The sequence below is a fragment of the Streptomyces sp. JHA26 genome (genome assembly GCF_002005565.1).
Classification (GTDB): Bacteria; Actinomycetota; Actinomycetes; order Streptomycetales; family Streptomycetaceae; genus Streptomyces.
In genome coordinates this window covers 1-20,167 of sequence record NZ_BDJC01000088.1, presented here as the reverse complement: position 1 = coordinate 20,167, position 20,167 = coordinate 1, and the positions used below count along the sequence as shown (strand labels likewise).

Sequence of the window (20,167 nt, the reverse complement as noted above, 5' to 3'; positions counted from 1 at the left end):
GCCGCGGCCCCGGCCGCCCGTGCCGTGCACGCGGGGTGCGTCCGGCCGGGCTCAGCGCGTCGTGGTGCGCCGCAGTGCCAGCCGTTCCTTCTCCGACAGTCCGCCCCAGACGCCGAAGCGCTCGTCGTTGGCCAGCGCGTAGTCCAGGCAGGCCGGGCGGATCGGGCACAGGGCGCAGATCCGCTTGGCGTCCCGCACGGAGCTTCCGGGCTCGGGGAAGAAGAAGTCCGCTCCGGTCTGCGCGCACAACGCCTCCTGCTGCCAGGTGGTGTCGGGCGTCGCGATCGTGTCGATGTGCATGGGCAGGAGCGTGCCCCGTGACGAAAAACGTTCGATCAACGCGGGATCAACGACGCCCGGCCGGACCCGCGACCGCGCCGAGCGGCCTGCCGATGGTCTCCCCGCGTGTGCGGGCGCGCACGGCGGCGCGCGGGAGCGACGGTCGGCGGTCGGTGGAAGACTCGGCAGTGCAGGCAACGGGACCCTTCCGAGGAGGGCGATGATGCTCACCACCCGTTTCGTCACCGGTGCTCCGAACTGGACCGACGTCGGCACGTCCGACATCGACGGCGCCGCGTCCTTCTACGGCGGCCTCTTCGGCTGGCGGTTCCGGTCGGCGGGACCCGAGGCCGGGGGGTACGGCTTCTTCGAGCTGGACGGCCGGATCGTGGCCGGCGGTGCGCGCACGACGCCGGAGCAGGGACCGCCGTCCTGGACGGTGTACTTCCAGGTCCCCGACGCGGAGGCCGCCGCCAAGGCCTCCGAGCGGGCCCACGGCGGTGTGCTGATGCGGCCGATGGACGTGATGGGCCAGGGCACCGTGGCGATGCTCGCCGACCGGGCCGGAGCGGTGTTCGGCGTGTGGCAGCCGGGGCGGCTGGGCGGCCTGGGCGTGGCCGGCGAGACCGGTGCGCTGTGCTGGGTCGAGCTGTACACGCCGGACGTCGCGGCCGCCGCCGCGTACTACCGGGCGGTGCTGGGCCTGGAGACCTCCGCCGTCACGTTCCCCGGCGCCGGGACGTACACGTGCGTGAACCCGGCCGGGGAGGGCGAGGAGAGCATGTTCGGCGGCTTCGTCCCGCTCGCCGACGACCCGCTGGAGACGGACGCCCACTGGCTGCCGTACTTCGCGGTCGCCGACGCGGACGCCGCGGTCGCCCGGGCCGGGGAGCTGGGCGGCGCGGTGCGGATGCCCGTGACGGACGTCGAGGGTGCCGGGCGCCTCGCCCGGCTCGCCGACCCGTACGGCGCCCGGTTCGCGGTGCTCAGGCCGGCGCCGCGGGAGGCGTAGGGCCTGCCCTCCGGGCGGGTCGCCGCGCGTCACGGCGCGTGAGCGGTGCCGGTGGGCGGGGCCGCCGGGTCCTGTTCCGGCCCGCGCCGGGACGGACGGCGTCCGGCCGGACCGCCGGCGGTTCCGGCCAGCGGACGGCCGGTGGACGGCCGGCGCCGCGGACGCCGTCGGGCTCCGCGTTCCGGCTCACGCGGTGGCGCGGTGGACCAGGGTCGTCGGCAGGACGACGCCGGCCGGCGGGTCCGTCGTCGTCGTCCGGAAGTCGCCTGGGGCGGTGCCGCGGTCCAGGCCGCGCAGCAGCAGGCGGGCCATCAGCCGGCCCATCCCCTCGACGTCCTGACGGACCGTGGTCAGCGGCGGGTCGGTCTGCTCGGCCACCGGCGGCATGTCGTCGAAGCCGACCACGGCCACGTCGTCCGGCACCCGCCGGCCCCGCTCGCGCAGCACCCGCAGGGCGCCCGCCGCGGTGAGGTCGTTGGCCGCGAACACGGCGTCCAGGTCCGGGCACCGGTCCAGCAGCTCGCGCATCGCGCGCTCACCGCCGCCCGGCGTGAAGTCCCCGTGCGCGATCAGCTCCGGACCGGCGTCCGCCCGGACGTCCCGGAAGCCCGCGAGCCGGTCGACGGCCGAGGTCTGGTCGAGCGGGCCGGTGATGTGCGCGATGCGGGTGCGGCCGAGACCGGCCAGGTGGCGCACGGCCTCGCGGGCGCCGCCGCGGTTGTCGCTGTCCACGTAGACCACGTCGTCCCGGCCGTCGTCCCAGCCGGGCCGTCCGCCGAACACGGTCGGCACCCCGGCGCGGCGGACGAGGCCGGGCAGCGGGTCGTCGAGGTGGAGGGAGAAGACGAGGGCGCCGTCGACGTGTCCCCCGGCCAGGTAGCGGCCGACACGGGCGTGGTCCTCGCGGCCCTCGGTGAGCAGCAGGACGAGCTGGCTGTCGTGGGCGGTCAGCTCCTTGCTGATGCCGCGGAGCTGCTGGGCGAAGTAGGGGTCGGTGAAGACCCGGGTCTCCGGTTCGGCGGCGACGACGGCGACGGCGTCGTGACGTCTCGTCACCAGGCTGCGGGCGGCCTGGTTGGGGACGTAGCCGAGCTCCTCCACCGCGCGCCGGACCCGCTCGGCCAGCGCGTCGCGCACCCCGTGCGCCCCGTTGACCACGCGGGACACGGTGGCCCGTGAGACCCCCGCCCGCGCGGCCACGGCCTCCAGCGTGGGACGCGGCGCGGTCTCGGTCACGGACGCTCCTCCTCGGCGACTGCCGCTCAGGATAGCGGCAGCCGCCGGGCGGGAGGGGGCTTCCTCCCTGGGCGAAGAGAGCACGTCAGTGCTCGTGCTCCGCGGTCTCCCCGGCCGTCCCGGTGTGCTCGTGCGGGTCGTACCCGGGGATCGTGCCGTCCGCCTTCTTCACCAGGAACAGCCCCACCATCCCCATGTCGGAGTGGCTCTGCACGTGGCAGTGGTACATCCACGCCCCGGCTCCGACCCCCTCCCCCGCGATCACCTGGAAACCGAAGGAGTCCGCCGGGCCGACGATCTTGTTGTCGACGACCCGGCTGGGGTCGTCCGGCCCGGTGAGCATGCCGGTGCGGTTGTCGGCCCAGCGGTGACCGTGCATGTGGAAGGTGTGGTAGTACTCGCCGTGCGTGATCATCACGAACTCGACGCGGTCGCCCACCGTGGCCTCGAAGTTCGGGCCGCTGTGCGGGGCCTGGTTGTTGATGGTCATGTCGTTGAAGACGATCGTGTGCGTGGCGTCCGGCAGGACGTCGCCCTTGCGGCGCACGATCACCGGGCCGTAGAGGCCGCCCCGGATGCCGCCGGTGCCGTGTTCGGTGCCGACGACGTGGTCGTGGTAGTGCCAGTAACCGGCGCTGCCCGCCCGCCAGGTGCCGTCCGAGCGGCGCCCCGGGGCGTGGGTGCGCCAGGTGTAGGTGCGGGTGCCGCCGGGCTCGACGTCGCTCCGGTTCGTCTTCGTGCCGTCGCTGGAGATCTCGTAGTCGAGGCCGTGGACGTGCAGACTCGCCGCCACGTCCATCGTGTTGGTGAACTCGATGTGCAGCGTGTCGCCCTCGTTGAGCTCGATCAGCGGGCCCGGAACCGTCGCCCTGCCCTTCTCCAGGCCGTACCCCATCTGCCCGTCGGGCAGCTTCTCGGCGTAGAGCCTGATGTGCTTCACCTGGCCGCCGGCCGGTGCCGTCGCCGCCTGCACCGCCTGCGACCGGTCGGCGGCGCCCGCCGACCCCGAGACCGCAGACAACGATGTCGCGGCGGCAGCGCCGCCCAGCAGCACCCGCCGGTTGAAGCCGCGCCTGTCCATGCCGAACTCCCCACACTGGTACGGAATTTGCTCAGACGTAGCTGTGATGAGCCGGTGAGACGGTACCGGGCCCCGCGCCGTTTATCCACGCTCAGGACAAAGTTCGATCCATATCGGTGATACCTATTGGCGGATCACGCAAAGAGGTCTAACTTCCTTGGCGCTGCTGCCGTGACCGAGGAGGTGCCCATGCACTTGCGAGGGTTGAGCGCGAGAAGAAAGAGTTGGGCGGCGTTCGCGACCGCCGGACTCGTCACCGCCGGACTGCTGTCCGGCCCTGCCGCCAGCGCGCGGCCGGCGCCGGAACCAGCCCTGACAACGATGTCCATCACGTCGCCTCCGGGCGGCGCCAACGTACGCGTCCTGGTCTTCTACGGATCCGCCGCGGCCGGCGACGAGTCGCCGGTGGTGAACGCCGGGATCGCGGCGATCGAGCGGATCGGGCTGTCCGGCCCCGCGAAGGAACGCTTCAAGGTCGAGGCCACGGACGACGCCTCGGTCTTCACGAACGGGAAGAAGCTCAGCCGCTTCAACGCGATCGTGTTCCTGACCGGGGGCGGTGACGTCCTCGATCCGGACCAGGAGGCGGGCCTGGAGGCGTACATGGAGGCCGGCGGCGGTTTCGTCGGCATCCACGACGCGGCCCGCGCGGAGCCGTACTCGGACTGGTTCACCGGTCTGGTCGGCGCCCGGCCCGCCGCGTCCAGCCCGACGGACGTCCAGCGGGCCACCGTCGAGGTCGGCGACCGGAACCATCCGGCCACCAAGGACCTGCCGATGCAGTGGAAGCGGCCCGACCAGTGGTTCAACTGGCAGAAGAACCCGTCCGGCGAGGTGCACACGGTCGCCCGGGTGCGCGAGTCGACGTACCGGCCCGGAGCGGGCGCCAACGGGTGGGACCACCCGGTCAGCTGGTGCCGGGACTACGACGGCGGGCGGTCCTTCTACACCGGCATGGGCGGCACGGTGTCGTCGTACGACGAGACCGACTTCCGCGCCCACCTGCGCGGCGCCCTGCTGTGGACGACGCGGCTGGCGCAGGCCGACTGCAAGGCGACCATCACCGCCAACTACAAGGCCGAGCGGCTGACCGACCCCAACCAGCCCGGTCAGAACGACCAGATCGGCGAACCGCACGGCCTGGTCACCGCCCCCGACGGCCGCGTCTTCTACATCGGCCGCGGCGGCACGGACTCCTCCCACCCCGTGGTGACCGACTGGAACGACCCGAACGTCGGCAAGGGCACCGGCGAGATCCACGTCTGGGACCCGAAGACCGACAAGGTCACCCTGGCGGGCGCGCTGACCGTCTTCGGCAACAAGGGCGGCGGCGACGAGCTGACCAAGGTCGAGGAGGGCCTGCTCGGCATCGAGCTGGACCCGGGGTTCGAGGAGAACGGGTGGGTGTACCTGCACTACACCCCGCACTCCGAGATCAACCGGGACACGCACATGGCCGAGCGCCGCGTCTCCCGCTTCACCCTCGACCAGGCGACCGACAAGCTGGACCTGGGCAGCGAGAAGGTGCTGCTCAAGTGGCCGGTGCAGATCCACAGTTGCTGCCACGCGGGCGGTGGGATGGCCTGGGACTCCAAGGGGAACCTGTACATCGCCACCGGTGACAACAACTCCAGCGGCTTCAGCGACGGCTACTCCGGCAACAACCCGCAGCCCAACTTCAAGGGCGTGTCCTTCGCCGACGCGCGCCGCACGGCCGGCAACACCAACAACCTCAACGGCAAGATCCTGCGCATCCACCCGGAGCCGGACGGGACGTACACGCTCCCCGAGGGCAACCTCTTCACCGGCAAGGAGACCGCCGAGGGCGGGGGCAAGACGCGCGGCGAGATCTACGTGATGGGTGTGCGCAACCCGGCGCGCATCTCCGTCGACAAGAAGACCGACACCCTGTACGCGGGCTGGGTCGGCCCGGACGCGGGCGCCCCGTCGCCGACGTGGGGCCCGGCGAAGTACGACACGTTCGCCGTGATCACCAAGGCGAGCAACCGCGGCTGGCCGTACTGCATGGGCAACAAGCAGCCGTACCGGGACCGGAACCTGCCGGACCCGTCGAAGCCGCTGGGCTGGTACGACTGCGACCACCCGAAGAACGAGTCGCCGAACAACGACGGCCTGGTGAACCTGCCGCCGGTGACCGGCAACAACATCTGGTACTCGCCGCAGGGCGGCGGCCCCGACTACCCGCGTGACGCGAACGGCGTCCCGTCGTACAAGGAGAGCGAGGCCACCTACCGGCTGCCCTGGCTCAAGGGCGGCGGCCAGGCCGCGATGAACGGCCCGGTCTACCGCTACGACGCGGACAGCACCAGTGCCACCAAGTGGCCCGCGTACTGGGACGGCAAGTGGTTCGTCGGTGACTTCTACGACGCCGACCAGCCGCGCAACGCGGTGCTGATGGACCCGAAGACGCAGGGCGACGGCGGTCTGCCGGTGCACTCGGAGTCCCTGAAGAAGATCGTGCCGATCGGCAACGACGGCATCAAGAACCTGATGGGCTGGAAGTTCGGCCCGGACGGCGCGCTGTACGTCCTCGACTACGGCCGCGGCTTCTTCACCTCGGACTCCAAGTCGGCCCTGTGGCGGGTCACCTACGAGGGCGGCGGCCCGACGCCGGCCGTCGGACAGCTGGCGAGGGGGAACGAGTGATACGGCAACGAAGAATGTGGGCCGCCCTGCTGGCGGGCCTGCTGATGATGCTCGGCCTCCAGGCCACGTCCGCCTCCGGACAGCCCCGGGCCGGGTCCGGGACCGAGGCCGCCGAGCAGGTCCTCACCTGGACCGCGGGCGACGACATCACCACATACGCGTCCGCGCCCGAGACGGCGGTGGCCGGACCGGCCACGATCGTCTTCGAGAACAGTGAGGCCACCGGCAACACCACCGGCATGCCGCACACGCTGACGTTCGTGACGAGCGACCCCGAGTACAACAGCGACGTCCAGCTCAACATCCTGGCCAACCCGTTCGACGCCCAGGGCGGCAAGCACACCGTCGAGGTCACCCTCACCCCGGGCCGCTACCTCTACCACTGCACGATCCCCGGCCACGGCCAGATGCAGGGCGTGCTCGTGGTCACCGAGGGCGGCGGCACCGACACGACGGCGCCGGAGACGTCGGCGGACGTCAAGGGCACGCAGAACGCCCAGGGCCAGTACGTCGGTTCGGCGAGCGTGACGATCGCCGCGACCGACGCCGGGTCCGGTGTCGACCGCGTCGAGTACGCGATCGGCGCCGACGGCGCCTGGCAGCCGTACACCGCGCCGGTCGTCGTCGATCAGGTCGGCGACCACACGCTGCGCTACCGGGCGTTCGACAAGGCGGGCAACGCCGCCGCCGAGAAGAGCGTCACGTTCACCGTGGTCGCCCCGCCGACCGACGACACGGCCCCGCCGGAGACCTCGGCGACGGTCAGCGGTGAGAAGAACGCGGACGGCGCGTACCTCGACATGGCGACGGTGACGGTCACCGCCTCCGACACCGGCAGCGGCGTCAACACCATCGAGTACGCGGTCGGCGACGGCGCCTGGCAGGCGTACACCGCGCCGGTGATGGTGCACCAGGTGGGCACCCACACCGTGCGCTACCGCGCCACCGACAAGGCGGGCAACGTCGCGGCGGAGAAGAGCGTCGGGTTCACGGTCGTCGCCGCTCCCCCGCAGGACACCACCGCTCCGGTGACCGGCGCGACCGTGGAGGGCACCAAGAACTCCGACGGCGCGTACGTCGGCAGCGCCAAGGTGACCGTCGGCGCCACGGACGAGGGCGGTTCGGGCGTGGCCGGCATCGAGTACTCGCTCGACGCCGGTCCCTACCTGGCGTACACCGCGCCCGTGGTCGTCGACCGGGTCGGTGCGCACACCGTGACCTACCGGGCGAGCGACCGGGCGGGCAACACGTCCGAGCCGCTGAGCGTGAGCTTCACGGTGGTGGCGGGCGGGGGCGTGCCCGCGCCGCCCTGCCCGGAGTACGACGAGCGGCGGACGGTGATCGTCGGCACGGTCGACTCGGGGGTGCCGAACCGGGTGACGAACAACCGGTGCCGGATCAACGAGCTGATCGAGGACGAGAAGGAGTGGACGTCCCAGGCGCTCTTCCTCAAGCACGTCGGGGATGTCCTGGACGCGCTGCTGGACGAGGGGGTCGTCGACAAGCGGGAGGTCCGGGCGATCAACAAGGCCGCCCGGCAGTCCGGGATCGGCAAGCCCGGCCAGACCGAGGGCTACCGCACGATCCTCGACGGCAGCCAGGAGTCCTTCGCCAAGTGGGAGCAGGTGGGCGGTGGTTCGTTCGCGCTGAACGAGGACGGGTCGATCACCTCCAGCACCAGCACGCCGGGCATGGGCATGCTGTGGTTCCCCGAGCGCAAGTACGGCGACTTCTCGCTGAAGCTCCAGTGGCGTGACGACGCGCCGGACGCCGGCAACGCCAACGGCGGTGTGTTCGTGCGCTTCCCGTGGGTCCACGACCACCCGGAGGAGCCGCGTCCGGAGTGGGCCGCCATCAAGTACGGGCACGAGGTGCAGGTGTTCGACAGCCCGACCGGCGACATGTACAAGACCGGGTCGATCTACGGCTTCGACCGGGTGGGGCTCGCCGGGGCCGGCGTCACCCAGAAGGGCACCTGGAACGACTACGAGATCCGGGTGGTCGACCAGCACTACTCGGTCTACCGCAACGGCGTGCTGATCAACGAGTTCGACAACATCGGCGGTCAGGACTTCTACCCGGCGCGCTCGGACGACCCGGGCACCGACGGGCGGCGGTACGCCTCCGGTTACATCGGGCTCCAGGTGCACAGCACGACGGACGTGATCTCGTACCGGGACGTCCGGATCAAGGAGCTGTGACCCACCCCGGGCCGGGAACGGGCTTCCCGGTCCGGCGGTACCCGCCCGTACCCGCCCGGGTCCGTCCGGCCTCTCTGGACACCCGGGCGGGTACGACGGATCGTCGAGCAGGCGGAGATCCTCGGCGGCCCGTGGGTCCTACGGCTTCATCAGGACCTTGACCGCCCCGTCCTGCTTCTTCTGGAACATCTCGTAGGCGTGCGGCGCCTCGGTGAGCGGGACCCGGTGGGTGGCGAAGTCGTCCACGCCGAGCGGGTCCTCGTCGGTGAGGTACGGCAGGATCTCGTCGCTCCAGCGGCGCACGTTGGCCTGCCCCATGCGCATCTGGATCTGCTTGTCGAACAGGGTGAGCATGGGCATCGGGTCGGCCATGCCGCCGTAGACGCCGCTCAGCGAGATGGTGCCGCCGCGCCGCACCAGGTCGATGGCGGTGTAGAGGGCCGCGAGCCGGTCGACGCTGAAGCGCTCCGCGAGCTTGCCGCCGATGGACCGGGGCATCAGGGCCGCGGACTGCTGGACCAGCTTGGCGACGGTGCCGCCGTGCGCCTCGGTGCCGACCGCGTCGATCACGGCGTCGGGGCCGCGGCCGCCGGTCTCGTCGTGGATCGCGGCGACCAGGTCCTTCTCGTTGTCGAAGGCCCGCAGGTCGTACGTCTCCACGCCCCGCGCGCGGGCCCGCTCCAGCCGCTCCGGCACCAGGTCCACCCCGAACACCTGCTCGACACCCTTGACCTGCGCGATCCGGCAGGCCATGTCGCCGATGGGGCCGAGTCCGAGGACGGCGACGCTGCCGCCCCGCGGGACGGCGGCGTACTCGACGGCCTGCCAGGCGGTGGGCAGGACGTCGGAGAGGTAGACGAAGCGGTCGTCGGCGGGCCCCTCCGGCACCTTGATGGGTCCGTACTGGGCCTGCGGTACGCGCAGGTACTCGGCCTGACCGCCGGGCACCGCGCCGTACAGGCGGGTGTAGCCGAACAGCGGGGCGCCCATGCCCTCGCCGGTGACCTGGGTGGTCTCGCACTGGGTCGGCAGTCCGGTGCCGCACATGTAGCAGTGCCCGCACGCGATCTGGAACGGCACCACGACCCGGTCGCCGGGCCGGAGACCGGTCACCTCGGCCCCGACCTCCTCCACGATGCCCATGGGTTCGTGGCCGAGGATGTCGCCGGGTGTCATGAACGGTGTCAGCACCTCGTAGAGGTGCAGGTCGGAGCCGCACAGCCCGCTGGACGTGACGCGGATGACCGCGTCCGTCGGCTCCTGGATCTTCGGGTCGGGCACGTCCTCGACCCGCACGTCCCGTTTGCCCTGCCAGACAACTGCCTTCATCGCCTCGCGCTCCCTCCGTCGCCCGTGCGCGTCGGTCCTGCGTCGCGGCCGGGTACCCCGGGACTCCCCCACCGAACCGCCGCCGGTTCGGCCGAACAGCGGATTCCGGGTGCGTTGTCAGATTCAGTCGGGTATGGCCATGAATGCTTATCGAAACGGACAATCACTGACAACGAAGTGGGTGGGCAGGTGGCCGGAATGCGACACGGTGCGCGCGGGCGGAATCGTGCCGTGCGGCGCGGAGCACGGGCCGGCGGCGTGCCGGTGCTCCTGGCCGCGGCGGTGACGGCCGCACTGGCGGCGGGCTGCACGGCGCCGCCGGCGGCGAGGCAGGACGACGGCCGCGCACCGCACCTGGAGCGGTCGCACGGCACACACGGCCCGCGCCCCGTACTCGCCGTCAAGGTCGACAACGCGCCCGAGGCCCGGCCGCAGAAGGGCCTGGACGCCGCGGACGTCGTCTACGTGGAGCCGGTGGAGGGGGGACTGAGCCGCCTCATGGCGGTCTACGCCACCAGGCTGCCGGAGTCGGTCGGCCCGGTGCGCAGCGCCCGGGAGTCCGACCTGGAGCTGCTGCGCCAGTTCGACCGGCCGACGCTCGCGTTCTCCGGCGCGCAGAGCAAGCTGCTCCCGCTGATCGACCGGGCGCCCCTGCGGGCCGAGACGCCGGACCGGGCGCCCGACGCCTACGTCCGTGACGACGGGCGCCCCGCACCGCACAACCTCTACCTGCGGCCGGACCGGCTGCTGTCCTCTCCCCCGGGCGCCACCGCGTCGGCCACGGGCTACCGCTACGGCGAGGCCCCCGCGGGCGGCCGGGCCGAGACCTCGCGCACGGTGCGCTATCCGGCGGCGAGCTTCACCTTCACCTGGTCGGCGAGCCGGGGCCGCTGGCTGATCGCCATGGACGGTGATCCGGCCGACCAGGGGGACGGCGGGCGTCCGGCACCGGCGACGGTCGTCGTCCAGCATGTGAGGGTGCGCGAGTCCGCCTTCCGCGACTTCCTCGGCAACAACTCGCCGTACGTGGAGTCCGTGGGCTCCGGGAAGGCGGAGGTGCTGCGCGACGGGCGCTCCTACGACGTGACGTGGAAGCGCGGGGCGGCCGAGGAGGGCACGGCCTTCACCACCGGGGACGGCACGCCGGTGAACTTCGCCGAGGGCCCGGTGTGGGTGGTGTTCACCGAGACGCCCTGACCGGTCAGGGGACCACCACGCGTTCGGTCGGGTTGCGGAGTCCTTCGGCGGCGTCCGCGACCCGTCGGATCAGATCGAAGAACACCGCCTGTTCCGCGGCGGAGAGCGGGGCGAGGAAGACCTGGTTCATCCGGGCCGTCCGCACGCTCAGCCTGCGGTGGACGCGCAGCCCCTCGTCCGTCGGACGCAGCAGGAAGCGGCGGCCGTCCTGCGGATCGCGGACCTTGTCCAGCAGTCCGCGGCGGTCGAGCCTGCTGATCACCTCGGCGATGGTGGACCGGTCGAGCCCCACCCGCTCCCCCACGGTGCGCTGGTCGAGGCCCGGTTCGGCGACGAGCGCGTTGAGGACCGCGAACTGCGGCGAGGTGGTCTCCTCGGAGACCATCGTGTTCCACAGCAGGTGGTGCGCCTGCTGCAGCCGCCGGGCCAGATGCCCGGGGTGAGTGGTCAGATCGACCGCGGCCATGTGCGCTCCCCCAGCGGTGAGATTCGTCGGTGCACTGACGATACACGGGGCGACCCGGTGCCGTCCGCAGCCTCCCCATACGATTCACCTCGCACTTTCCCAGGTCTTGACGCCCCGATCGTCCGGTGGCAGCGTGTGGGCCGTCTCGCTGAAATACTCAGTGCCCTGATTAATTCATGGGGATTCACCCCCGGGGCGCTCGGAAGAGATGGGGCTTCTCGGATGGACAAGGTGGTGGCCACAGCCGGTGAGGCAGTGGCCGACGTGCCGGACGGCGCATCGCTCGCGGTGGGCGGTTTCGGTCTCAGCGGTGTGCCGAACGTGCTGATCCAGGCGCTCCACGAGCGCGGGACCGGCGGGCTGTCGGTCGTCTCCAACAACTGCGGCGCGATGGACTCGGGACTGGCCGTCCTGCTGGCCGCGGGGCGCATCGCCCGGGTGACCGGGTCCTACATCGGGGCGAACAAGGAGTTCGCCCGCCAGTACCTCGGTGGCGAGATCGAGGTGGAGATGATCCCGCAGGGCACGCTGGCCGAACGGCTGCGGGCCGGCGGTGCGGGCATCCCGGCCTTCTACACGCCGGCGGGCGTCGGCACGCAGGTCGCCGAGGGCGGCCTTCCGTGGCGCTACGACGGCTCCGGCGGTGTCGCACTGGCGTCTCCGCCGAAGGAGGTCCGCGAGTTCGACGGGGAGGAGTACGTGCTGGAGCACGGCATCCGCACCGACTTCGCCCTGGTCAGGGCGGCCAAGGGCGACCGGCACGGCAATCTGGTGTTCGCGAGGTCGTCGCGGAACTTCAACCCGCTGGCGGCCATGGCGGGCCGGGTCACCATCGCCGAGGTGGAGGAACTGGTGGAGCCCGGCGAGATCGACCCGGACGCCGTGCACCTGCCGGGGATCTTCGTGCAGCGCGTCGTCGCGCTGACCCCCGAGCAGGCCGCCGACAAGAAGATCGAGCGCCGGACGGTGAGTGACTGATGGCCTGGACGCGTGAACAGATGGCCGCGCGGGCCGCGCGCGAGCTGGAGGACGGCCAGTACGTCAACCTGGGCATAGGTCTGCCGACGCTGATCCCGAACCACCTCCCCGAGGGCGTGGAGGTGACCCTGGAGTCCGAGAACGGCATCCTGGGCACCGGCCCGTACCCCACGGAGGACCAGGTCGACCCCGATCTGATCAACGCCGGCAAGGAGACCGTGACGGTCCTGCCGGGCGCCTCCTTCTTCGACTCGGCGCTGTCGTTCTCCATGATCCGCGGCGGGCACATCGACGTCGCGGTGCTCGGGGCGATGCAGGTCTCCGCCGCCGGCGACCTGGCCAACTGGGCCGTCCCGGGCAAGATGATCACCGGGATCGGCGGGGCCATGGACCTCGTCCACGGCGCCCGCACGGTCATCGTGGTCATGACCCACACCGCCAAGGACGGCTCCCCGAAGATCCTCGAGGAGTGCACGCTGCCGCTCACCGGCAAGGCGTGTGTGAACCGGATCATCACCGACCTCGGCGTCCTCGACGTCACCGGCGACGGCCTGGTCCTGGTGGAGACCGCACCGGGCGTGGGCGTCGACGAGGTCGTCGCCAGGACCGGCGCCACGCTCGCCGTCGCGGAGGACCTGAAGTGAAGGACGTCCACGTCGTCGGCGCGGTGCGCACCCCGTTCGGCGGGTACGACGGCTCCCCGGCCGGCATGCGCCCGGACGACCCGGCCGCGCACGCCGGCCGCGAGCTCCTCGCCCGCACCGTCACCCACCAGCTCGCCCGCATCGGCGTCGGCCGGGGCCGCGCCCTCGTCCTCGTCCTCGACCGCTAGTCACCCACGGGAACCGTCATGACCCTCACCCAGCACGACATCGACGCGGAGATCGCGGCCGAGCACGCCGCCTACGAGAAGCGGGTCGCCGGCGGCGCCCCCGTCGAGCACCACCCGCGCCGCGACTACGCCCCCTACCGTTCCTCGGTGCTGCGCCACCCCAAGCAGCCGCTGGTCGACATCGACGTCACCCAGGACCCGGAGCTGGTGGAACTGTCCTCACCCGCCTTCGGGGAGCGGGACCTCACCGAGATCGACAACGACCTGACCCGGCAGCACACCGGCGAGCCGGTCGGCGAGCGCATCACCGTCTCCGGCCGCCTCCTCGACCGCGACGGCAGGCCCGTGCGCGGGCAGCTCGTGGAGATCTGGCAGGCCAACTCGGCCGGGCGCTACGCCCACCGGCGCGAACAGCACGACGCCCCGCTGGACCCGAACTTCACCGGCGTGGGCCGCACCCTCTCCGACGACGACGGCTTCTACCGCTTCACCACCATCCAGCCGGGCCCCTACCCCTGGCGCAACCACGTCAACGCCTGGCGGCCGGCCCACATCCACTTCTCGGTGTTCGGCTCGGCGTTCACGCAGCGGCTCGTGACGCAGATGTACTTCCCGAACGACCCGCTGTTCCCGTACGACCCGATCCTGCAGTCCGTGACCGACGACGCCGCCCGGCAGCGGCTGGTCGCGACGTACGACCACGGTCTGTCCGTGCCCGAGTTCTCGCTCGGCTACCACTGGGACATCGTGCTCGACGGCCCGAACGCCACCTGGATCGAAGAAGGACGCTGACCGCCATGACGAAGATCGACACCAGCAGCCCGGAGAACGTGCTGCCCACCCCGTCGCACACGGTCGGCCCGTTCTACGGCTACGCGCTGCCCTTCCGCGGCGGCGAGGACGTCGCGCCGGCGGGCCACCCGGACACCGTCACCGTGCACGGGTACGTGTACGACGGCGAGGGCCGGCCGCTGCCCGACGCCCTGCTGGAGGTGTGGGGCCCGGACCCGGACGGCACCGTGCCCACCGCCGACGGCTCGATGCGGCGCGACCCCGCCTCCGGCGGCTTCCTCGGCCGCAACGGCGTGGAGTTCACCGGCTTCGGCCGCATCCAGACCGACGCCGACGGCCACTGGTACGTGCGGACGCTGCGCCCCGGGGCGCGCGGACGGAACGCGCCCTACCTCAGCCTGTGCGTGTTCGCCCGCGGTCTGCTGGTGCACCTGTTCACCCGGATCTACCTGCCGGGCGACGACGCCGCGCTGGCCGCCGACCCGCTGCTGTCCAGGGTGGGCGCGGAGCGCCGCGACACGCTGATCGCCGGGGACGAGGGCGACGGCACGTACCGTTTCGACATCCGCCTTCAGGGCGAAGGCGAAACGGTCTTCCTGGAGTTCCGGTGACATCAGCTTCCGACACCGGCCTGCTCGCCCCCGGGTGGGCGGGCTCGCCGGCCGCCGACGCGACCGACGACCGCGCCTGGCTGCGGGCCCTGCTCGACGCGGAGGCGGCGCTGACCCGCGCCCAGGCCGGGCTGGGGCTCGCCCCCGCCGGGGCGGCGGCCGCGGTGACCGGGGCCGCCGACCCGGCCCGCTTCGACCCGCGGTCCCTGGCCGAGCGCGCCCGCGGCGGCGGCAACCCGGTGATCCCGCTGGTCGCGGACCTGACGGAGGCGGTCGGCGAGGAGTACGGGCCGTACGTGCACCGGGGCGCGACCAGCCAGGACATCATGGACACCGCGACGATGCTGGTCGCCGCCCGCACCCTGGACCTGCTGCTGCCCGACCTCGCCCGCACGGAGCGGGCGCTGGGCCGGCTGGCGGCCGAGCACCGGGACACCGCGATGCCGGGCCGGACCCTGACCCAGCACGCCGTGCCGACGACCTTCGGCCTGAAGGCGGCCGGCTGGCGCACGCTGGTGCTCGACGCCCGGGACCGGATCACCGCAGTACGCGCCGCGCTGCCCGCCCAGCTCGGCGGCGCGGCGGGCACCCTGGCGGCCTTCGGGGCGTACGGCGCCGAGGACGCGACCGCGCTGCCCGGGGCGTACGCCCGTGAACTGGGCCTGGCTGCACCGCTGTTGCCCTGGCACACCCTGCGCACCCCGATCGCCGACCTCGCCGGCTGCCTGGCCTTCGCCGCCGGGGCCCTCGGGAAGATCGCCGCGGACGTGCTGACGCTCTCCCGCACCGAGACCGGTGAGGTCGCGGAGGGCAGCGGCGGCGGCTCGTCGGCGATGCCCCACAAGGCCAATCCGGTGCGCTCCACGCTGATCGCGGCGGCGGCCCGGCGCGCGCCGCAGCTCGCGGCCACGCTGTACGGCTGCCTGACCGCCGAGGACGAGCGCCCGGCCGGTGCCTGGCACGCCGAGTGGGAGCCGCTGCGGGACCTGCTGCGGCTGACCGGCTCGGCGGCGCGGGACGCCGCCGAGCTGACCGAGGGCCTGCGGGTGCGCCCGGACGTGATGCGCGCGCACCTCGGCCTCACCCACGGGCTGATCGTGTCCGAGCGGCTCTCCGCGGAGCTGGCGCCGGTGCTCGGGCGGGCCCGCGCCAAGGCGCTGCTCACCGAACTCGCCCGGCGCGCCTGGGCCGAGGACCGCGATCTGGGTGACCTGCTCGCCGAGGCACCGGAGCTGAAGGACGTCGACCTCGGCGAACTGACCGATCCCGCCCGCTACACCGGCTCCGCCGGAGCCCTGACCGACCGTGCCCTGGAGCGACGTTGACTCTCCTCAACCACCTGACCGAAGGCCCCGCCTCCGCTCCCCCGCTGCTGCTCGGGCCCTCGCTGGGCACCTCCTACGCCCTGTGGGACGAGGTGGCGCCCGAACTGTCCACCGGGCACCGGGTGATCCGCTGGGACCTGCCGGGCCACGGCGGTTCGGCGGCGGACCTCATCGGTCCCGGCGCCACCGTCGGCGACCTCGCCGGCCTGGTGCTGGCGCTCGCCGACTCGCTCGGCGTCGAGCGGTTCGCCTACGCGGGCGTCTCCCTGGGCGGTGCGGTGGGCCTGCACCTGGCCGTGCACCACCCGCAGCGCGTGTCGTCGCTGGCCGTGATCTGCTCGTCGGCGCACTTCAACGGCGCGAAGGCGTGGGAGGAACGGGCCGCGCTGGTGCGCGCGGAGGGGCTGGACGAGCTCGCCGGGAGCGCCGACGCCCGGTGGTTCACGCCCGGGTTCACCGTGTCGGGGCTGGTGCGGGACCACCGGGAGGCGGACCCCGGGGCGTACGCCGCGTGCTGCGACGCGCTGGCCGCGTTCGACCTGCGGGACCGGCTCGGGGAGATCTCCGCGCCCACCCTGCTGGTCGCCGGCCGCGAGGACCCGGCCACGCCGCCCGCGCACCTGCGGGAGATCGCCGACGCCGTGCCGGGCGCGGCGCTGGTGGAGATCCCGGGCGCCTCGCACCTGGCGCCCGCCGAACGCCCCGAGGCGGTGCTGGCCGCGCTGCGCGGGCACTTCGACGGGGACGCCGGGCGGGGCATGGCGGTGCGGCGCGAGGTGCTGGGCGACGCGCACGTGGACCGGGCGCAGAAGCGGCAGACCCCGTTCACCGCACGGTTCCAGGACTTCATCTCGCGCTACGCCTGGGGGGAGATCTGGACCGACGGGACGCTCTCGCGCCGCGAGCGCAGCATGATCACGATGACGGCGCTGGTGGCGCACGGCCACTACGAGGAGCTGGCCATGCACGTGCGGGCGGCCCGCCGCAACGGTCTCACGCCGGACGAGATCGGCGCCGTGCTGCTCCAGACGGCCGTGTACTGCGGGGTGCCGGCGGCGAACTCGGCGTTCGCGACGGCCCAGCGGGTGCTGGCCGAGGAGGAGGGCACCGCCGGCTGAACCGGCGGCTCAGTCCGCGAGGTTCGCCAGGGCCTCGCGGGCCTTCGCCACCAGCCCGTCCGAGCCGCACGAGCGCGCCAGCGCCAGGCCCCGGTCGAGCTCCGCCTTCGAGCGGGCCGCGATGCCGTACTCGACGCGGGCCGCGGCGTGTTCGTACTGGCAGGGCGAGGCCTCCAGGTAGGTGACCGCCTGGGCGGCGAGCCGGACCGCGCGCGGGCCCGTCTCCAGGGCGGCGGCGCAGCGCAGGGCCTCCCCTATGGCGGTGTCGGTGCCGAAACGTTCGGCCTGGCGGCGCGCGTCGGAGGCCAGGTGGGCGGCGCGGCCGGGGTCCTCCGCGGCGAGGGCGCGGGCGAGGTCGGTCGCCCAGGGGACCACCACCGGGTTGTGCCGGCCGCGCGCGGCGGCGGCCTTCTCGGCGGCCTCCAGTTCGTTGACGCCCTCCTTGGTGCGGCCGGTGGCGAGCAGCAGCCGGCCGCGGACGGTACGCGGGTCGGGCAGCACGATCGTGGACGGGTACGGCGGGGCGAAGCCGTAGCGGTCGGCGAGCGACCGGGCCTCCTCGACGTGGCCGCGGGCGAGCAGCGTGTCGATCAGGTTGCAGATCGCGGACCAGTACAGCGGCAGGCCGCGGCCGACGCGCTCGGCGATGCGCAGTGATGCGCGCAGTGACTCCTCGGCCTCCCGCAGGCGGCCCCGCCTGCGGTGGCCCAGACCGACGTAGGCGTGCGCGAGGGCGAGATGGCCGCCGCTCCAGCCCGCGGTCTCGTAGGCGCGCAGGGCCTCGGTGAACAGGGTTTCCGCGCGGTCGAGCCGGTCGCAGTAGGCGTAGGCGCTGGCCAGCATCATGGGCAGTTCCAGGCCCCACTCGGTGTCGGTCCAGCCGAGTCCGGGGGCGAGGCGGCCGTTGACGAGGGCGCGGTCGCACAGTTCGACGACCTCCTCCGCGTTCTCCCCGTGGGTCATGGCGTCGAAGCCGCGCAGGATGAGCAGGGCGCGTTCGGCGTTGTTGCGGCCGGTGCAGGTCGCGGCGAGTTCGGCCAGGCGCGCGGAGCGGCCGGGCGAGGCGGTCTCGCCGGCGTGGATGCCCTCCCACATGTACTGGACGGCCTGCAGGCGCAGTCGTGCGGACGGGTCGGGGTTGCGGGCCGCCTCCGCCTCGACGGTGCGGACGGCCTCCTCCATCTGGTCGTTGTGGAGGAGTGCCTGGGAGAGCCGGAAGACGGCGTCGACGCGTTCGTCGCCGTCGAGGCCGGGCATGGAGAGGGCGGTGCGCAGGTGCCCGATGGTGGTGGCGGGCGCGGTGAGCAGGGTGGCGCAGCCGAGTTCGTAGAGCACCTGCGCGTGTGTCTCCGGCAACGGGGGTTCCTCCAGGGCGCGTTCGAGACAGCGCCGGGCCGCGTCGGGTGCGCCGACGGCGAGGTGCTCGCGGGCTGCCTCGCGCAGTTGCCGTACGACGTCCTGGTCGTCCTCGGGGTGGACCTCGAGGAGGTGGCGGGAGGCGGCCGCGGCGCCGAGTCCGAAGTCGGTGACGAGCTGGGCGGCGATGCCGTGCATGGCCGTGCGCAGCGCGCCGGGGATGGACTCGTAGACGGCGGAGGCGATCAGCGGGTGGACGAACTCCAGGTCGTCCCCGGCGGGCCGGCCGGCGTCGGGTCCGGGCGCGGTGAGGATGCGGTCGGCGGCGAGCAGCTCGGCGCAGCGGACCGCGGCGTCGTGGTCGAGGGTGGCCATGCGGGCCACCATGTCGACGGTGACGCCGGTGCCGAGGACGGCGACGGCCCAGGCGAACCGGGTGGCGTCCATGCCGAGTTGCTCGAGGCGGGCGACGACCCCGCCGCCGCGGGCGGAGCGGTTCAGGGCGCGCAGTTCGGCGGCCCGGGCCTCGACCGGCTCCATCTCGCTGTCGCGGACCTTGGCGAGCAGTTCGACGGTGTCGTAGGGGTTGCCGTCGGTGACGGCCCACACCTCGCGGCAGAACGCCCCGTCGGCGTGGGCGCCCACGGTGGCGCGGGTGAGTCCGGCCGTCGCCTCCGGGGTGAGGGCGCTGAGCGGGGCGAAGGGCCGGCCCGCGGCCTCGGCCTCCTGCAGGTGGCGTGCGCCGTCGCCGGCGACGTCGTCGGGCCGGCGGGCGATCACCAGCAGGACGGGGATCTCGTCGAGGCGCTGGGCGAGCGCGGCGAGCCAGCGCAGGGTCTCCTGGTCGGCCCAGTGGACGTCGTCGACGAGCAGGACCAGCGGCCACTCCCGGCGGGCCAGCCGGCTCACGGCGGCGACCAGGCCGTCGCACACGCCCTGCGGGTCGGCCTGCCGGTCGCCGGGTTCGGCTATGCCGAGGGCGGGGCCCGCGATGTCGTACCAGTCGCCGAGGTAGTCGCGCGCCTCCTCCGGGAGCATGGACACGAGGGCCGGCTGCAGCAACTGCCGTACGACGTTGAAGGGGACGGAGCGCAGGGTCTCGCCGCCGCGCGGCGACCAGACGGTGCAGCCGCGGGCCTCGGCGATGCGGCGGGTCTCGGCCAGCAGCGCGGTCTTGCCCCGTCCCGCCTCGCCCCGACACACCAGCAGGCTGCCGGAGGACGAGCGGTCCGCGCACAGGGTGTCCACCGCCTGTGCGATGGCGGCGACTTCCTCGTCGCGCTCCCACAGCGAGGCCGGGGCGGCCGCCGTGGGCCGTACCTCCGTCATCCCGCTACCTCCCCATGTCGCCCGAACGACGTACAGGCGTCGAGCCTAGCGGCCCGATCGCCCCCGTGGTGAGTGGTCGGGACGGCAGTTGCCGTGGCGGGTGACATGCGGTAGAGCACGGACGACACGCCGGGAGCGTCACCAGCGGCGGAACTCCGCCGACGTGTCAGCGGGCGGGCGCGCGGGGGCGGGCGCGGGGTCTCTCATCCCGCTTTCACCGACGCCTCATACGGTGGGGCCATGACGCAGGTGACTCCTCCCGGGTGGTACCCGGACCCCGGGCAGACAAGTGACGGTCCCGCCACCGAGCGCTGGTGGGACGGCAAGGCGTGGACGGACCAGGTCCGTTCCGCGGGGT

The 20,167-nt window shown here is 73.1% G+C and carries 18 protein-coding genes; 12 read left to right on the top strand and 6 right to left on the bottom strand.

The annotated features are described in order from the left end of the window. Positions 1-51 precede the first annotated feature (51 nt). Positions 52-300, bottom strand: coding sequence for a WhiB family transcriptional regulator (locus tag JHAT_RS31800; RefSeq protein WP_077801753.1), 249 nt, complete (start codon positions 298-300; stop codon positions 52-54). A gap of 202 nt (positions 301-502) precedes the next feature. Between JHAT_RS31800 and JHAT_RS31795 the strand changes: the two genes are divergently transcribed. Further along, on the top strand, positions 503-1,291 hold the full coding sequence (locus tag JHAT_RS31795) for a VOC family protein (RefSeq protein WP_077801754.1): 789 nt from the start codon (positions 503-505) through the stop codon (positions 1,289-1,291). A 186-nt stretch (positions 1,292-1,477) separates the two neighbouring features. Here the strand turns inward: JHAT_RS31795 and JHAT_RS31790 are convergent, their stop codons facing one another. Both JHAT_RS31790 and JHAT_RS31785 read right to left on the bottom strand, forming a co-directional pair. After that, positions 1,478-2,527, bottom strand: coding sequence for a LacI family DNA-binding transcriptional regulator (locus JHAT_RS31790; protein ID WP_077801752.1), 1,050 nt, complete (start codon positions 2,525-2,527; stop codon positions 1,478-1,480). Between the two features lie 85 nt (positions 2,528-2,612). Next, positions 2,613-3,608 carry a multicopper oxidase domain-containing protein gene (locus JHAT_RS31785; protein ID WP_077801751.1) on the bottom strand — a complete coding sequence of 332 codons (996 nt, stop codon included), beginning with the start codon at positions 3,606-3,608 and terminating at the stop codon, positions 2,613-2,615. Between the two features lie 189 nt (positions 3,609-3,797). On the opposite strand from JHAT_RS31785, the gene JHAT_RS31775 reads away from it, so the two are divergent. Beyond that, positions 3,798-6,275 carry a ThuA domain-containing protein gene (locus JHAT_RS31775; RefSeq protein WP_171991156.1) on the top strand — a complete coding sequence of 826 codons (2,478 nt, stop codon included), beginning with the start codon at positions 3,798-3,800 and terminating at the stop codon, positions 6,273-6,275. Between the two features lie 14 nt (positions 6,276-6,289). After that, on the top strand, positions 6,290-8,476 hold the full coding sequence (locus JHAT_RS31770; protein ID WP_077801748.1) for an OmpL47-type beta-barrel domain-containing protein: 2,187 nt from the start codon (positions 6,290-6,292) through the stop codon (positions 8,474-8,476). A gap of 138 nt (positions 8,477-8,614) precedes the next feature. On the opposite strand, the gene JHAT_RS31765 is transcribed toward JHAT_RS31770, so the two are convergent. After that, the gene (locus JHAT_RS31765) at positions 8,615-9,805 is read right to left on the bottom strand and encodes a zinc-dependent alcohol dehydrogenase (protein WP_077801747.1); all 1,191 of its coding nucleotides are present in this window, start codon (positions 9,803-9,805) and stop codon (positions 8,615-8,617) included. Between the two features lie 231 nt (positions 9,806-10,036). Here JHAT_RS31765 and JHAT_RS31760 point away from each other — a divergent pair, with 231 nt between their 5' ends. Further along, positions 10,037-11,002, top strand: a complete 966-nt coding sequence (locus JHAT_RS31760) for a DUF3048 domain-containing protein (protein ID WP_077801746.1) — start codon at positions 10,037-10,039, stop codon at positions 11,000-11,002. 4 nt (positions 11,003-11,006) lie between these two features. Here the strand turns inward: JHAT_RS31760 and JHAT_RS31755 are convergent, their stop codons facing one another. Then, complete coding sequence (locus tag JHAT_RS31755; RefSeq protein ID WP_077801745.1) at positions 11,007-11,468, bottom strand: MarR family winged helix-turn-helix transcriptional regulator; 462 nt, start codon at positions 11,466-11,468, stop codon at positions 11,007-11,009. A gap of 222 nt (positions 11,469-11,690) precedes the next feature. Here JHAT_RS31755 and JHAT_RS31750 point away from each other — a divergent pair, with 222 nt between their 5' ends. From JHAT_RS31750 to pcaD, 7 genes are read left to right on the top strand one after another with little or no spacing between them, the layout of a single operon-like run. Continuing rightward, positions 11,691-12,446 carry a CoA transferase subunit A gene (locus JHAT_RS31750; RefSeq protein WP_077801744.1) on the top strand — a complete coding sequence of 252 codons (756 nt, stop codon included), beginning with the start codon at positions 11,691-11,693 and terminating at the stop codon, positions 12,444-12,446. After that, a complete protein-coding gene (locus JHAT_RS31745) occupies positions 12,446-13,090 on the top strand; it encodes a CoA transferase subunit B (RefSeq protein ID WP_077801743.1) in 645 nt (214 codons plus the stop codon). Before JHAT_RS31750 ends, JHAT_RS31745 begins: the two co-directional genes overlap by 1 nt. Further along, on the top strand, positions 13,087-13,278 hold the full coding sequence (locus JHAT_RS36030; protein ID WP_253195674.1) for a hypothetical protein: 192 nt from the start codon (positions 13,087-13,089) through the stop codon (positions 13,276-13,278). Before JHAT_RS31745 ends, JHAT_RS36030 begins: the two co-directional genes overlap by 4 nt. 18 nt (positions 13,279-13,296) lie before the next feature. Next, positions 13,297-14,070, top strand: a complete 774-nt coding sequence (gene pcaH, locus JHAT_RS31735; protein ID WP_077801742.1) for a protocatechuate 3,4-dioxygenase subunit beta — start codon at positions 13,297-13,299, stop codon at positions 14,068-14,070. 5 nt (positions 14,071-14,075) lie between these two features. Further along, positions 14,076-14,681, top strand: a complete 606-nt coding sequence (gene pcaG, locus JHAT_RS31730; RefSeq protein ID WP_077801741.1) for a protocatechuate 3,4-dioxygenase subunit alpha — start codon at positions 14,076-14,078, stop codon at positions 14,679-14,681. After that, on the top strand, positions 14,678-16,006 hold the full coding sequence (pcaB, locus tag JHAT_RS31725; RefSeq protein ID WP_077801740.1) for a 3-carboxy-cis,cis-muconate cycloisomerase: 1,329 nt from the start codon (positions 14,678-14,680) through the stop codon (positions 16,004-16,006). Before pcaG ends, pcaB begins: the two co-directional genes overlap by 4 nt. Further along, positions 16,003-17,124: a 3-oxoadipate enol-lactonase gene (gene pcaD / locus JHAT_RS31720; protein WP_077801739.1), complete on the top strand. Its 1,122-nt coding sequence runs from the start codon at positions 16,003-16,005 to the stop codon at positions 17,122-17,124. The genes pcaB and pcaD overlap by 4 nt, the downstream gene beginning before the upstream one ends. Before the next feature lie 9 nt (positions 17,125-17,133). Here pcaD and JHAT_RS31715 read toward each other — a convergent pair whose 3' ends face one another. Further along, on the bottom strand, positions 17,134-19,809 hold the full coding sequence (locus tag JHAT_RS31715) for an AAA family ATPase (protein WP_077801738.1): 2,676 nt from the start codon (positions 19,807-19,809) through the stop codon (positions 17,134-17,136). Positions 19,810-20,049: 240 nt separating this feature from the next. On the opposite strand from JHAT_RS31715, the gene JHAT_RS31710 reads away from it, so the two are divergent. After that, positions 20,050-20,167, top strand: a 118-nt coding sequence (locus tag JHAT_RS31710) for a DUF2510 domain-containing protein (protein WP_143660559.1), incomplete at its 3' end; no start/stop codon positions are given.

Coding starts and splice junctions, on each gene's coding strand:
- JHAT_RS31745 (WP_077801743.1), top strand. CDS start 12,446: ATGGCCTGGACGCGTGAACAGATGGCCGCGCGGGCCGCGCGCGAGCTG.
- JHAT_RS31800 (WP_077801753.1), bottom strand. CDS start 300: ATGCACATCGACACGATCGCGACGCCCGACACCACCTGGCAGCAGGAG.
- JHAT_RS31795 (WP_077801754.1), top strand. CDS start 503: ATGCTCACCACCCGTTTCGTCACCGGTGCTCCGAACTGGACCGACGTC.
- pcaG (WP_077801741.1), top strand. CDS start 14,076: ATGACGAAGATCGACACCAGCAGCCCGGAGAACGTGCTGCCCACCCCG.
- JHAT_RS31785 (WP_077801751.1), bottom strand. CDS start 3,608: ATGGACAGGCGCGGCTTCAACCGGCGGGTGCTGCTGGGCGGCGCTGCC.
- JHAT_RS31750 (WP_077801744.1), top strand. CDS start 11,691: ATGGACAAGGTGGTGGCCACAGCCGGTGAGGCAGTGGCCGACGTGCCG.
- JHAT_RS31775 (WP_171991156.1), top strand. CDS start 3,798: ATGCACTTGCGAGGGTTGAGCGCGAGAAGAAAGAGTTGGGCGGCGTTC.
- JHAT_RS31755 (WP_077801745.1), bottom strand. CDS start 11,468: ATGGCCGCGGTCGATCTGACCACTCACCCCGGGCATCTGGCCCGGCGG.
- JHAT_RS31765 (WP_077801747.1), bottom strand. CDS start 9,805: ATGAAGGCAGTTGTCTGGCAGGGCAAACGGGACGTGCGGGTCGAGGAC.
- pcaH (WP_077801742.1), top strand. CDS start 13,297: ATGACCCTCACCCAGCACGACATCGACGCGGAGATCGCGGCCGAGCAC.
- JHAT_RS31770 (WP_077801748.1), top strand. CDS start 6,290: ATGTGGGCCGCCCTGCTGGCGGGCCTGCTGATGATGCTCGGCCTCCAG.
- JHAT_RS31715 (WP_077801738.1), bottom strand. CDS start 19,809: ATGACGGAGGTACGGCCCACGGCGGCCGCCCCGGCCTCGCTGTGGGAG.